We start from the raw sequence: 12,643 nt of genomic DNA on the forward strand, positions 1-12,643 counted from the left end.
TGGCTTGAAGGAATGCCTTCATCCTAACGCGCGGACACGGCGGCGTCCCCAACGGATCCGGAACGCGCAGCGGCGGGGTCGCCCGCCGCTGCGCGCGGCTTCACTTCGGCGTACGGGCGGTTGCAGCGGCTGGCTGGCCATCGGCATCGAGCACTTGCACGTCGCCGAGCTTCAGCGCGCGAACCGGCGCTTCGATGGTCTTCAGGTCGCCGACGATGACCCAGGTCAGCTGGTCGGGATGGATGATCTCCCTGGCCGCCGCCTCCACCGATGCATCGCTCTGCGCTTCGATGCGCGACTTCAACGTCTGCACGTAATCGTCCGGGCGGTGGTACTGCACGATGCCCTGCAGCGCGCCCATCACGGCCGAGGTGGTCTGGTAGGCGCCGGGCATGCTGCGCACGTCGCCGACCTTGATCTTGCTGATTTCTGGATCGATCAGCGGTTGGTCGCCGATCACGCCCTTCGCTTCCCTCAGCATCTCCGCCACGGAGGCGGCGGTCTTGTCGGTCTGCACCGGCGCGTACAGCATGAATGGCCGCTGCCCCAGCGCTGGCCGCAGGAAGCTGAAGGCACCGTACGCCCAATGCTTGTCCTCGCGCAGGTTCATGTTGAGACGCGAGGTGAAGGTGCCGCCGAAGGCACCGTTCATGGTCTGGATCTCCAGGTCGTTCGGCGCCTCGGTCGAGGGTGCCAGGCTGCCGGCGAGGATCAGGCTCTGCTGCGCACCGGGCCGGTCGACCAGGTACACGCGCACCTGTTGCGGCGGCGCGACCTTGCCGATGTTTTTCTGCGGGAGCTTGCGGGCCGGCGCCTTCCAGTCACCGAAGGCCGCGTTCAACTGGGGGATGATCTTGTCCAGCGTGGTGTCGCCGGCAACCAGGATCTTCAGGTTGTCCGGGCGGATGAAGTCTCCCATGAAGGCGCGCATGTCGGCGGCGGTCAACGACGAGATCGACGCTTCGGTGCCCGTGCCGGTGAACGGGATCGCGTAGGCATGGCCCTTGCCGTACAGCAGCGGCGGCAAGGTGCGCAGCGCGATGCCGGTCGGCTGGCTCTTTTCCTGCGCTATGCCGGCCAGCCACTGGCCCCGCAGCCGGCTGATGTCGGCTTCGCGGAACGCCGGGTGGCGCACGATGTCGGCGAACAAGTCCAGCGATGGCTTCAGCTGGTCGTCCAGCGCATTCAGCGAGGCGTTGCAGTAGTCCAGCCCGCAGCCGGCGGCAATCAGCGCACCGAGACGCTGCTTGCGCCTGGCGATCTCGACCGAGTCCAGCGCCTTGCTGCCCTCGTCGAGCATCGCCATGCTGAAGCTCGACGTGCCCAGCTTGCGGCCCTGGTCCGCCGCGTAGCCGGCGTCGAACAGCAGCTGCAATTGCACCGCCGGGACCGTATGGCGTTCGGCCAGGATCACTTCCACGCCATTGGCGAGATGGCCGCGCTGCAGGGCGGGGAAACTGAGATCCGGAAAGCTGCTGATGGCCGGCAGGCCCTTGCTGCGGTCGACGTCGCTCTTGACCGTGGCGTAGTCGCCCTGGGCCGACAGCACCGCGGCCGGCGCGCCGGGCGCCGCGGCGCGGCCAGCGGCGGTGGCGGCATCGGTGGCGTCGACCTTGCCCGGCACCACGGTCAGCGTGTAGTCGCCCTTGGCGATCCACTTGCCGGCCACGGCGCGAACAGCAGCCGGCGTGGCCGCCATGAACTCGTTGAAGTCTTCCAGATAGGCGCCCGGATCGTTCCGGTAGAGCTGCCCTTCGGCCAGGATCGAGGCCTGGGTGCTGACGTTTTCCAGCCCGCGCACGAACGACGCGCGGGTCTGCGTCTTCACCCGTGCCAGCTCATCCGCACTCGGCCCGTCCTTCAGGAAGCGCCGCCATTCATCGGCAACCGCTGCATCGACCCTGGCCGGATCGACACCTTTCTTCACGTCGACCTGCAACTGGAACAGGCTTGCCAGCACGTGTTGTTCCACGCCGACCGACACGTCGTCAGCCAGCTTGTCCCGATAGACCAGCCGCTGGTACAGCCGCGAGGTCTTGCTGCCGCCCAGCACGGCCGCGGCCAGCTCGAGCAGGTTTTCATCGGTGGTGCCGCGGCCGGGGGCGTTCCACTCGCGATAGATGCGCCTCTGCGCCACGTTGTCGGTCATCGAGCCGCGGCTGGCGGCATCGCGCGGCGCCACCCACGGCTGCGGCCGCGGCACGCGCGGTCCGGCGGCGATGTCGCCGAAGTACTTCAGCATCTTTTCCTTCGCCACCGCCGGCGTGATGTCGCCGGACAGCACCACCACCGTGTTCGCCGCACCGTAGTAGTCGCGGAACCACTGCTTGACGTCAGCCAGCGAGGCGGCATTCAAATCGGCCATCGAGCCGATGGTGTCGTGGTGGTACGGGTGGTTGGTCGGAAAGGCCTCGGCCTGGATCAGCTCGCTGGCGCGGCCATAGGGCTGGTTCTCGCCCTGGCGCTTCTCGTTCTGCACCACGCCGCGCTGTTCGTCCAGCTGCGGTTGCCCGATCGCGCCGAGCAGGTGGCCCATGCGGTCCGATTCCATCCACAGCGCCATGTCCAGCGCGCTGGTCGGCACGGTTTCGAAATAGTTGGTGCGGTCCAGCCAGGTGGTGCCGTTCTGGTCGGTGGCGCCGGCCAGCTCGAACGGCTTGAAGAACTCGTCCTTGTGATTCTCCGAGCCCTGGAACATCAGGTGCTCGAACAGGTGCGCGAAACCGGTCTTGCCCTCCGGCTCATACGACGAGCCGACGTGGTACCACACGCTCACCGCCACCACCGGCGCCTTGTGATCCTCGTGCACCACCACGGTAAGGCCGTTCGGCAGCATGAACCGGCTGTAGGCGAGGACGGGGATCTGCTGTGTGGCCGGGGCCGCGGCCGCGACCAACGTCTCGGCTGCAGCCGGCGCCAGCGGCATGCCTCCGGCCAGGGTGAGCAGGCCGGCGATGAGCAGGGCTAGCGGTTTCTTTGCCACGGGTGAACCTCCTGTTTCACGAATGAGAACCCGCAGGCTAGCGGGTGCGGGGACGCCATCGCAAATGACTGGCGGCACCGCCGCGCCGGGTCGTGCCGGCGATCTGTCCGGCTGTCCGGCAGCGTGCGGCCGGGTGTCCGCGGACAGCGAAAGTGCAGCGGCGGCCATCGCCCCAGGCCATGAAAATCAAGGCCTTGCCGACGCGCAACCGTTTGGCACAGGGCTTGCTGTATCTGCAGCACAGGGCACTTTTTTTACGGAGACATGATCATGAAATTCGAGACATTGATGTTGCGCGGCCTGTTCATCGCCTGCATGGCCGTTTGTGGATTGATCTTCGGCGCCATGCTGACCACCACCCCCGCCTCGGCGCAGCTCGCCGCCAACCCCACCGTCAGCGCGATCCTGCTGTCCTCGCCGAGCACCTGCGCGCTGCCGCCTGATGGCGTGGTGTGCCCGCAGCCGCGCAGCTGAGCGTGATCGCGCCGGACAGCCCGATCACGCGATAATCGGCGGATGCTGCATGTCATCCTGTTCCGTCCCGAGATCCCGCCGAACACCGGCAACGTGATTCGCCTGTGCGCGAACACCGGCGCCGCGCTGCACCTGATCCGGCCACTCGGCTTCGAACTGGACGATGCCCGGCTGCGCCGCGCCGGACTGGACTACCATGAACACGCCAGCGTCGCGGTGCATGACGACCTCGCCCGCTGCCTCGAAACGATCGGCACGCCACGCGTGTTCGCCTTCACCACGCGCGGCCGGGTTGCCCACGTCGATGCACGTTTTGCCGATGGCGATGCCCTGCTGTTCGGCTGTGAAACCGCCGGCTTGCCCGGCGACGTGCTGGACGCGATTCCCGCCGAGCAACGTCTGCGCTTGCCGATGCGCCCGGACAGTCGCAGCCTGAACCTGTCGAATACCGTCGCCGTGGCCGTCTACGAGGCCTGGCGCCAGTTCGGTTTCGGCGGCGCAGCGGACCCGTAGCCCGGTCGGCGCAGCTACAATCGGCGGATGAATGCCGCCACTCCCAACGCCTGGATGCCGCAACCGCTGCGCAAGCTCGCCGGGCGCGCGCTGGAAAGCGCACTGAACCACACGCTGTCGCTGGATCCCGATACGCAGCAGCGGCTCGCCGCGCTGGACGGTCGCAGCGTGCAGCTGCATCTGCGCGGGCCGGAGATCGCACTGGCCATCAGCGTCGACGGCACGCGCCTGAAGGTCGGGCCGCCGCAGGACGACAGCCAGCTGAAGGTCGCCGCGACACCCGGCAGCCTGCTGGCCATGATGTTCCGCCGCGACGACGACGGCATCGCGCCGGGCAAGGTGGAGATCGCCGGCGATGCCGAGCTGGCACGGCGGCTTGAGAAGCTGGCCGGCAAGTTCGCCCCGGATTTCGAAGAAGCCTTCGCGCGCAGCTTCGGCGACGTACTCGGGGTTCCGCTGGCGAAGGTCGTGCGCAAGGCCCTCCTGCATGCGCGCGAAACTGCCGGTCACCTCACCGACGATACCGCCGACTGGCTGCGCGACGAGGCCCGCGTGGCCATGGCGCCGGGCGAAGTCGAGGGCTTCCTCGACGGCGTGGATCATCTGCGCGAACGCAGCGAACGCCTGCAGGCGCGCGTGCAGCGGCTGGCCCAGCGCATTCAGGGCAGCGCCGCGTGACGCCGCTGAAAGTGGTGCCGCGCCTGCTGCGGGTCGCCTCGGTGCTGCTGGCCTATCGTCTCGACGAGCTGATCGACGCCACCCACCTGTACCGCCCGCTGAAGCTGCTGCGGCCGCTGGTGGCGCGTCCACGCATCGACATCCGCGGGTTGTCCGGCGGCGAACGGCTGCGCCACGCACTGACCGAGCTGGGCCCGATCTTCGTCAAGGCCGGCCAGGTGCTGTCGACCCGGCGCGACCTGGTGCCGATCGACATTGCCGATGAGCTGGCCCTGCTGCAGGACCAGGTCGCGCCGTTTCCGGGCAGCGAGGCGCGTGCGATCGTCGAACGCGAGCTGAAGTTGCCGATTGGCCGTCTATACGCCCAATTCGATGAAGTGCCTCTGGCCTCCGCCTCGATCGCCCAGGTGCATGCCGCCACCCTGCACGACGGCCGCGAGGTGGTGGTGAAAGTGTTGCGCCCCGGCATCGATGCACAGATTTCCCGCGACGTGAAACTGCTTCGCTCGCTCGGCGAACTGGCCCAGCGCTGGCATCCGAATGCCGACAAGATCCGGCCGCTGGATGTCGTGGCCGAAGTCGAGAAGATGCTGGAGAACGAGCTGGACCTGCAGCGCGAAGGCGCCAGCGCCAGCCTGCTCAAGCGCAATTTCGACAGTGGCGTGGATCTCTACGTGCCGGCCGTGCACTGGGAGTTGACCAGCGCGCGCGTGCTGACGCTGGAGCGCGTCCACGGCATCAGCAGCGACGACATCGCCGCCATCGACGCCGCCGGGCTCGATCGCAAGGCGCTGGCCGCCAAGGGCGTGCGGGTGTTCTACGAGCAGGTATTCCGCGACAACTTCTTCCACGCCGATGCACACCCGGGCAACATCTGGGTCGACCCGACGCGCACGGGCGAGCCGCGTTTCATCGCGCTGGACTTCGGCATCATGGGTTCGCTGCCCGAAGCTGACCAGTACTGGCTGGCGCAGAACTTCATCGCGCTGTTCGAGCGCGATTACGCGCGCATCGCACAACTGCATGTAGCCGCCGGCTGGATGCCCGCCGACGTGCGGCTGGACGAACTGGAAGCCGCGGTGCGCACCGTGTGCGAGCCCTACTTCACCCGCCCGCTGTCGCAGATCTCGCTGGCCGAGCTGGTGGTGAAGCTGTTCCAGACCGCGCGCCGCTTCGAGCTGACCTTGCAGCCGCAGCTGATCCTGCTGCAGAAAACCCTGCTCAACATCGAAGGCGTCGGCCGCATGCTCGACCCGGGCATCGACATCTGGGCGGTGGCGCACCCGGTGCTCAAGCGCATCCTGCGCGAACGCTACAGTCCGCGGCGCACCTTGCACGACATGCGCAAGCGCCTGCCCGAATGGCTGCACAACGCGCCGCAGTTCCCCGAGCTGGTGCGTGACGCGCTGCGCCAGGTCGCGCGGGGCGAACGGCGCAGCGTGAGCGATCCGCAGATGCTCAAGCTGCTGCAGGAGAACGCTGGACGCCAACACCGGTTGCTCGCCTGCGGGTTGCTGGGCGGCGCCTTGCTGATCGGCGCCGCGCTGCTCGGGGCACTGGCACCGCAGCACGGCATCTGGCCGCCAGCCGTCATCGGCATCGCCGGTCTGCTCGCGTTCGTGTCCGGCTGGCCACGTCGTTGATCCCCGGCTCCGCTCCCCGCCGAAGGGTGGAGGGATTCACGGCACCGCCATGACACCGATCGAGATTCTCTATCAGGACGACGCGCTGCTCGCGGTGAACAAACCCGCCGGACTCGCCGTGCACCGTTCGAAGATGGTGGGCAACGCCGAGGAGTTCCTTGTCGACCTGTTGCGCGAGCAGGTGGGCGACAACGTGTATCTGGCGCATCGGCTCGACCGCGCCACCAGTGGCGTGCTGCTGGTCGCTCGCGGCAAAGAGGTTGCTGCCTCGCTGGGCGAGCAGTTCATGGGGCGATCGGTGCGCAAGCAATACCTCGTCGTGGTGCGCGGCTGGCCGGAACAGGGACAGAACCTGATCGATTATGCGCTGCCCGGCTCGCGCGGGACCGGTCCGCGGCGCGAGGCGCGCACGCATTACCAGCGTCTGGCAACGGTCGAGGTTCCGATCGCGCTCGGCCGGTATCCGCAGCAGCGTTATGCCTTGCTGCAAGCCGAACCGGAAAGCGGCCGCTTTCGCCAGATCCGCAAGCATCTGGCGCATATCCATCACCCCGTCGTTGGCGACTGCCAGCACGGTCGCGGCGATCACAACCGGCTGTACAAGCAGTACTTCGGTTGCCATCGCATGCTGCTGCACGCCTGGCGGTTGCGCTTCGCCCATCCGCTGAGCGGTGCGCCAATGCTGGTCGAGGCGCCGCTCGACCAGGCATACACGGCCCTGCTCGATCGCTTCGGCTGGCCCCGACCGCCGTTCGACGATGGCGTGCCGGTTAGACTGCCGCCATGTTGATCGTCAGCCCCGGCATCAGCCTGCCCGAGTCCGAACTGGTCGAGCGCTTCCTGCGCGCGGACGGACCCGGCGGCCAGCATGTGAACCGCACCCAAAGCGCGGTGGAGCTGCGCTTCGACGTGGTCCACTCGCCGTCGCTGCCGGAGGAAGTCCGCGCGCGCCTGCTGGCACGACGCGATCGCCGGCTCACCGCCGAAGGCGTGCTGGTCATCCAGGGTCGCCGCTTCCGCGATCAGGTGCGCAACCGCGACGACGTGCGCGAGCGACTGGTCGAGATCATCCGCGGCGTGCTGGTGCCTCCGAAGAAACGCGTCGCCACCAAACCCACTAGAGCGTCGAAGGAACGTCGGCTGGTCGGCAAGCAGCAGCGCGGCAAGGTCAAGCAGAACCGCTCTCGCAAACCGGATCTCGAATGAAGGGACACCTGCTGACGCCCGCCCAACTGCCACCGCAGATGCCGAAATTGCCCGACGGCTGGCAACGCCGTGCCTGCCGTGGCGTACTTCGGCTTGGTGGTTGGAGCCTGACCGGGGAGTTTCCGGATGTGCCGCGGCTGGTGTTGATCGCCGCACCGCATTCGTCCTGGTGGGACGGCGTGTGGGGCTTGCTGATCAAGGTGGCGATCGGGGCCGACGTGCACTTCATGGCCAAGCAGGAGCTGTTCCGCTGGCCGCTGGGGGGACTGCTGCGGCGACTTGGCGGCATGGCGATCGATCGCGGTGCGGCCAAGGGCGTCGTCGAGCAGATGATCGATCAGTTCCATCAGCGCGAAAGGCTTTGGCTGGGCATCGCGCCGGAAGGCACGCGCAAGCCCGTGGAACGCTGGAGAAGCGGCTTTTGGCACATCGCCCACGATGCCGGCGCGCCCATTTTTCCGGTTGCGTTCCACTACCCCGACAAGACCATCCAGCTCGGTCCGCTGTTCGACACCAGCACCGACATGGGCGCCGACCTCGCGCGGTTGCGCGCGTTCTACCTTCCATTCAGAGGCAAGCACCGCGACGTCTGAGCAAGTGGCGCGCCGTTTTGGGTCTTGTGAGACGACGCCTTGACTCTTGCAGCAACAGGTACTCGCCGTCCTTGCCGTAACGCCCAGGCTTCCTGCCCACCTTCGCGCACAGAGAATCGCCGCAACGGACAATGGTGCCGCGCTGCATCGCCTGCACGAGGCCCTGGCCGAACTGGGCCTGGGCCATCTGCTGCATGCTGCGGTGAGTCATCCAAGCCGCGCCACCGGCGGCCAGCAACGAGCACGGTTTATACCGGCTTTCGATCTGGGGCGATGTCGGCACGCATCGCATCCTGCGACGGTCATCGATTAGCGGCTGACAGTGGACGCCGACCGCCCTGACCACCTCAACGCTGCGAATGCCCCGGATCATCGTGCTCACGATGCGTCAGCAGCCCCGGCCGGATCAGGTCGATGAACGCACGCGCCTCGGCGCTGAGAAACTTGCCTTTGCGCATCACCACGCCGTAGCTGCGCTGCGGGAAGTACTGCTTCATGTTGCGGACGGCCAGACGGCTGTAGTCGGTCTCGGCGATGCAGATGCCGGTGACGATCGAGATGCCCATGCCCATCGCGACGTATTCCTTGATCACGTCCCAGCCACCCACCTCGATCGCCACGTGGTAAGGCACCTGGCTCTGCTGAAATACCAGGTCGACCAGTCGGTAGGTGGACAGCCGCTGCGGCGGCAGGATCAGGCCGTACGGTGAAATATCCTCCAGCGTGATCTTGTCCTTCGCCGCCAGCGGATGATCGGGCGGCATGATCAGCATCGGGTCGTAGTGGCGCACCGGCTCCCAGGCGATGTCATGCGGCACGTCCAGCATCGAGCCGACGGCAAAGTCGGCCTCGTCGGCGCGCAGCAGGGCCATGCCATCCTTGCCGGTGACATTGGCCAGTTGCAGCCGCACGGCCGGAAACCGTTCGCGGTAGCGCCGAACCAGCTCCGGCAGGAGGTACTGGATGGTCGAGGTGCCCGCCGCAATGGTCAGGCGTCCGGCCTGCAGGCCTTTCGCCCGCGCCTGGAAGTCGCGATCGAGCGTGTCCCAGCCTTCGATCAGCGGCCGCGCCAGTTCGTACAGCGCCTCGCCGGCATCGGTGAGGTTGATGCGCCGTCGGCGGCGCTCCAGCAGGATCACCCCGAGTTCCCGCTCCAGCGCCTGCAGTTGCAGGCTGATCGTCGGCTGCGACACGAACAGGGCTTCCGCAGCGCGGGTCAGCGTGCCCAGCTTCACCACGCTGACGAATGCGCGCAGCTGCTTGTGGCGGTTGCCCTTGTAGTAGAAGCGGCCGCCGGCTTCGGCGGCGGCGCGCGTGCCGACGCCGCCGAGGCGCGACTTTCCGGCTTTCCTTGACGAAACGTCGGTTTTTTTCATTCCAAATTCAAATTGTTGTAGATGTTATGTAGTTTGCTCATGATAACGATTGAAACATTCACTTTGTCAAACATGATTTGCCTGGCGTAGCTTCGAGTCTCCACCCCACGGAGCGAGCCCATGGCTGTACCGCAGGAACGAGTCGGCATCGACGCCGTCGATGTGCATGCCGACCAAGCCGGCTACGAGGCCATCCTCACGCCCGCCGCGCTGGGTTTCCTGGCCCGGTTGCACCGGCGGTTCGATGCCAGCCGGCTGCGGCTGCTGCGGGCTCGGCGGGAGCGCCAGGCGGGGTACGACGCCGGGGGGCTGCCCGACTTTCGCGCCGACACGCTGGCCATCCGCGAATCGGAATGGACGGTGGCGCCGATTCCCGCCGCACTGCAGGACCGCCGCGTCGAGATCACCGGCCCGGTCGAGCGCAAGATGATCATCAACGCGCTGAACTCCGGCGCGAAGGTGTTCATGGCCGACTTCGAGGATTCCTCGGCACCGACCTTCGCCAACCAGCTCGATGGCCAGGTCAACCTGCGCGATGCGGTGAACGGCAGCATCGAATTCCGCTCGCCCGAGGGCAAGCGCTATCGGGTCAACGATAAACCGGCGGTGCTGGTGGTCCGCCCGCGCGGCTGGCATCTGCATGACAAGTTCTTCTGCGTGGATGGCGAGCCGATGGCCGGCGCGTTGGTCGACTTTGGCCTGTTCGTGTTTCACAACGCCCGCGCGCTGCACAGCCGCGACCGCGGCCCGTACTTCTACCTGCCCAAGCTCGAAGCGATGGAAGAAGCCGCGCTGTGGAACGAGGTGATGGCCGCGGCCGAGGAAGAACTGCAACTGCCGACAGCCACCATGAAAGCCACGGTGCTGATCGAGACGCTGCCGGCGGCGTTCCAGATGCACGAGATACTGCACGCGCTGCGTGATCGCGCAGTCGGCCTCAATTGCGGTCGCTGGGATTACATCTTCTCGTATCTGAAAACCCTGCGTGGTCATCGCGATCGGCTGCTGCCGGAACGGGGCCAGGTGCAGATGACCGCGCCCTTCCTGAAGGCCTACTCCGAGTTGTTGATCCAGACCTGCCATCGTCGCGGCGCGTTCGCGATGGGCGGCATGGCGGCGCAAATCCCGATCAAGGGCGACGCGGCCGCGAACGAAGCCGCATTGGCCAAGGTGCGCGCCGACAAGCTGCGCGAGGTGCAGGCCGGTCACGATGGCACCTGGGTGGCGCACCCGGCACTGGTGCCGGTGGCGCAGGAGATCTTCGACCGGCACATGCCGACACCGAACCAGCTCGGCGTGCTGCGCAAGGACGTGGCCGTCACCCGCGAGCAGCTGCTTGCCGCGCCCAACGGCACCATCAGCCGCGCCGGCTTCGACAACAACGTCGAGGTCTGCCTGCGCTACACCGCCGCCTGGCTTGACGGTCTCGGCTGCGTGCCCATCCACCATCTGATGGAGGACGCCGCCACCGCCGAGATAGCCCGTGCCCAGTTGTGGCAGTGGTTGCATCACGCCGAGGCACCGGGCGCTGGCGAGCTGGAGTTCCCCGACCACGCGCCGATCGACTTTGCCCTGTTCGACCACGCGGTTGCCGCGCATACCCATCGCCTGCGCGGCAGCCAGCACCCCGGCGCGGCCCGCGCCGACGAAGCTGCCGCCCTGCTCATGGCGATGACCCACGCCGATCAACTGGGCGACTTCCTCACCTTGCCCGCCTACGAACGACTCGCTTGACCAACCTCATGCAGGACGCGCCGGGTGCGCGATGCTTTTCGCAGATCAGTTCCACAGCGTGCCCACCCGACGCACTCCTGACAACGACGCCGAACCACGGAGCCACGCCATGAAGACCACCCTGCCTACCGCCGAACAGATCGCCCTGGACTGGAACAACAACCCCCGCTGGGCCGGCGTCCAGCGCAACTACTCGGCCGAGGACGTGGTGCGACTGCGCGGCACCGTCGCGGTGGAGCATTCGCTGGCCCGCCGCGGCGCCGAGCGGCTGTGGAAGTCGCTGCACAAGGAGGACTTCGTCAATGCGCTCGGTGCTCTCACCGGCAACCAGGCGATGCAGCAGGTCAAGGCCGGCCTGCAGGCGATCTACCTCTCCGGCTGGCAGGTTGCCGCCGATGCGAACGTGGCCGGCGAGATGTATCCCGACCAGTCGCTGTACCCGGCCAACTCGGTGCCGCTGGTGGTCAAGCGGATCAACAACACCTTGCTGCGCGCCGATCAGTTGCACCACGCCGAAGGCAAGGACGACTGCGACTGGCTGGTGCCGATCGTGGCCGATGCCGAGGCCGGCTTCGGTGGCGTGCTGAACGCGTTCGAGCTGATGAAGGCGATGATCGAAGCCGGCGCCGCCGGCGTGCACTTCGAGGACCAGCTGGCCGCAGTGAAGAAGTGCGGCCACATGGGCGGCAAGGTGCTGGTGCCGACCCGCGAGGCGGTCGACAAATTGAACGCCGCGCGCCTGGCCGCCGACGTCGCCGGCGTGCCGACCCTGCTGGTGGCGCGCACCGACGCGGACGCCGCCGACCTGCTGACCTCGGACATCGACGGCAACGATCAGCCGTTCGTCACCGGCGAACGCACCGTCGAGGGCTTCTACCGGGTGCGTCCGGGCCTGGACCAGGCGATCAGCCGGGGCCTCGCCTATGCGCCATATGCCGATCTGATCTGGTGCGAAACCAGCAAGCCGAATCTCGACGACGCACGCAAGTTCGCCGAGGCGATCCACGCGAAGTTCCCCTGCAAGATGCTGGCCTACAACTGCTCGCCCAGCTTCAACTGGAAGAAGAACCTGGACGACTGCACCATCGCCAACTTCCAGAAGGAACTGGGCGCGATGGGCTACAAGTTCCAGTTCATCACGCTGGCCGGCTTCCACAGCCTCAACTACGGCATGTTCGACCTCGCCCACGGCTACGCCCGCCGCCAGATGACGGCGTTCGTGGAGTTGCAGGAAAAGGAGTTCGCCGCCGCCGAGCATGGCTTCACCGCGGTGAAGCATCAGCGCGAAGTCGGCACCGGCTACTTCGATGCCGTCACCCAGGCGATCCAGCAGGGTCAGTCGTCGACCACCGCGCTGAAGGGCTCGACCGAGGAGGCGCAGTTCAGGCAAGCCTCGGCGGCCTAGGCTCGCGCGTGATCGGCGATGCTCGATGGAACCTTGGG

The 12,643-nt window shown here is 67.0% G+C and carries 11 protein-coding genes; 9 read left to right on the forward strand and 2 right to left on the reverse strand.

Annotated elements, in window-relative coordinates; all coding sequences use genetic code 11:
- Window positions 1–100: 100 nt before the first annotated feature.
- On the reverse strand, window positions 101–2,983 hold the full coding sequence (locus ACFPME_RS08450; RefSeq protein ID WP_377304109.1) for a M16 family metallopeptidase: 2,883 nt from the start codon (window positions 2,981–2,983) through the stop codon (window positions 101–103).
- A 270-nt stretch (window positions 2,984–3,253) separates the two neighbouring features.
- On the opposite strand from ACFPME_RS08450, the gene ACFPME_RS08455 reads away from it, so the two are divergent.
- From ACFPME_RS08455 to ACFPME_RS08485, 7 genes are read left to right on the forward strand one after another with little or no spacing between them, the layout of a single operon-like run.
- Window positions 3,254–3,457, forward strand: coding sequence for a hypothetical protein (locus tag ACFPME_RS08455; protein ID WP_377304112.1), 204 nt, complete (start codon window positions 3,254–3,256; stop codon window positions 3,455–3,457).
- 42 nt (window positions 3,458–3,499) lie between these two features.
- Complete coding sequence (gene trmL, locus ACFPME_RS08460; RefSeq protein WP_377304114.1) at window positions 3,500–3,970, forward strand: tRNA (uridine(34)/cytosine(34)/5-carboxymethylaminomethyluridine(34)-2'-O)-methyltransferase TrmL; 471 nt, start codon at window positions 3,500–3,502, stop codon at window positions 3,968–3,970.
- A 27-nt stretch (window positions 3,971–3,997) separates the two neighbouring features.
- A complete protein-coding gene (locus ACFPME_RS08465; protein WP_377304116.1) occupies window positions 3,998–4,648 on the forward strand; it encodes a ubiquinone biosynthesis accessory factor UbiJ in 651 nt (216 codons plus the stop codon).
- Window positions 4,645–6,291: a ubiquinone biosynthesis regulatory protein kinase UbiB gene (gene ubiB / locus ACFPME_RS08470; RefSeq protein ID WP_377304118.1), complete on the forward strand. Its 1,647-nt coding sequence runs from the start codon at window positions 4,645–4,647 to the stop codon at window positions 6,289–6,291. Before ACFPME_RS08465 ends, ubiB begins: the two co-directional genes overlap by 4 nt.
- A gap of 49 nt (window positions 6,292–6,340) precedes the next feature.
- Window positions 6,341–7,081 carry a pseudouridine synthase gene (locus tag ACFPME_RS08475; protein ID WP_377304120.1) on the forward strand — a complete coding sequence of 247 codons (741 nt, stop codon included), beginning with the start codon at window positions 6,341–6,343 and terminating at the stop codon, window positions 7,079–7,081.
- Entirely contained in the window at window positions 7,075–7,497 is a 423-nt protein-coding gene (arfB, locus tag ACFPME_RS08480) for an alternative ribosome rescue aminoacyl-tRNA hydrolase ArfB (protein WP_377304124.1), read from the forward strand. The genes ACFPME_RS08475 and arfB overlap by 7 nt, the downstream gene beginning before the upstream one ends.
- On the forward strand, window positions 7,494–8,090 hold the full coding sequence (locus tag ACFPME_RS08485) for a 1-acyl-sn-glycerol-3-phosphate acyltransferase (RefSeq protein WP_377304126.1): 597 nt from the start codon (window positions 7,494–7,496) through the stop codon (window positions 8,088–8,090). The genes arfB and ACFPME_RS08485 overlap by 4 nt, the downstream gene beginning before the upstream one ends.
- A gap of 347 nt (window positions 8,091–8,437) precedes the next feature.
- Here ACFPME_RS08485 and ACFPME_RS08490 read toward each other — a convergent pair whose 3' ends face one another.
- On the reverse strand, window positions 8,438–9,466 hold the full coding sequence (locus ACFPME_RS08490; protein WP_377304128.1) for a LysR family transcriptional regulator: 1,029 nt from the start codon (window positions 9,464–9,466) through the stop codon (window positions 8,438–8,440).
- Window positions 9,467–9,586: 120 nt separating this feature from the next.
- Here ACFPME_RS08490 and aceB point away from each other — a divergent pair, with 120 nt between their 5' ends.
- Window positions 9,587–11,200, forward strand: coding sequence for a malate synthase A (gene aceB, locus ACFPME_RS08495; protein WP_377304131.1), 1,614 nt, complete (start codon window positions 9,587–9,589; stop codon window positions 11,198–11,200).
- 109 nt (window positions 11,201–11,309) lie between these two features.
- Window positions 11,310–12,605: an isocitrate lyase gene (gene aceA / locus ACFPME_RS08500; RefSeq protein ID WP_377304133.1), complete on the forward strand. Its 1,296-nt coding sequence runs from the start codon at window positions 11,310–11,312 to the stop codon at window positions 12,603–12,605.
- Window positions 12,606–12,643 lie beyond the last annotated feature (38 nt).

Source organism: Rhodanobacter umsongensis (assembly GCF_042654965.1).
Lineage (GTDB): Bacteria > Pseudomonadota > Gammaproteobacteria > Xanthomonadales > Rhodanobacteraceae > Rhodanobacter > Rhodanobacter umsongensis.

What these genes read in the sequence shown, in the direction of transcription:
- ACFPME_RS08465 (WP_377304116.1), top strand. Translation starts at nt 3,998, where the DNA reads ATGAATGCCGCCACTCCCAACGCCTGGATGCCGCAACCGCTGCGCAAG.
- aceB (WP_377304131.1), top strand. Translation starts at nt 9,587, where the DNA reads ATGGCTGTACCGCAGGAACGAGTCGGCATCGACGCCGTCGATGTGCAT.
- trmL (WP_377304114.1), top strand. Translation starts at nt 3,500, where the DNA reads ATGCTGCATGTCATCCTGTTCCGTCCCGAGATCCCGCCGAACACCGGC.
- aceA (WP_377304133.1), top strand. Translation starts at nt 11,310, where the DNA reads ATGAAGACCACCCTGCCTACCGCCGAACAGATCGCCCTGGACTGGAAC.
- ACFPME_RS08455 (WP_377304112.1), top strand. Translation starts at nt 3,254, where the DNA reads ATGAAATTCGAGACATTGATGTTGCGCGGCCTGTTCATCGCCTGCATG.
- ACFPME_RS08490 (WP_377304128.1), bottom strand. Translation starts at nt 9,466, where the DNA reads ATGAAAAAAACCGACGTTTCGTCAAGGAAAGCCGGAAAGTCGCGCCTC.
- arfB (WP_377304124.1), top strand. Translation starts at nt 7,075, where the DNA reads ATGTTGATCGTCAGCCCCGGCATCAGCCTGCCCGAGTCCGAACTGGTC.
- ACFPME_RS08485 (WP_377304126.1), top strand. Translation starts at nt 7,494, where the DNA reads ATGAAGGGACACCTGCTGACGCCCGCCCAACTGCCACCGCAGATGCCG.
- ACFPME_RS08475 (WP_377304120.1), top strand. Translation starts at nt 6,341, where the DNA reads ATGACACCGATCGAGATTCTCTATCAGGACGACGCGCTGCTCGCGGTG.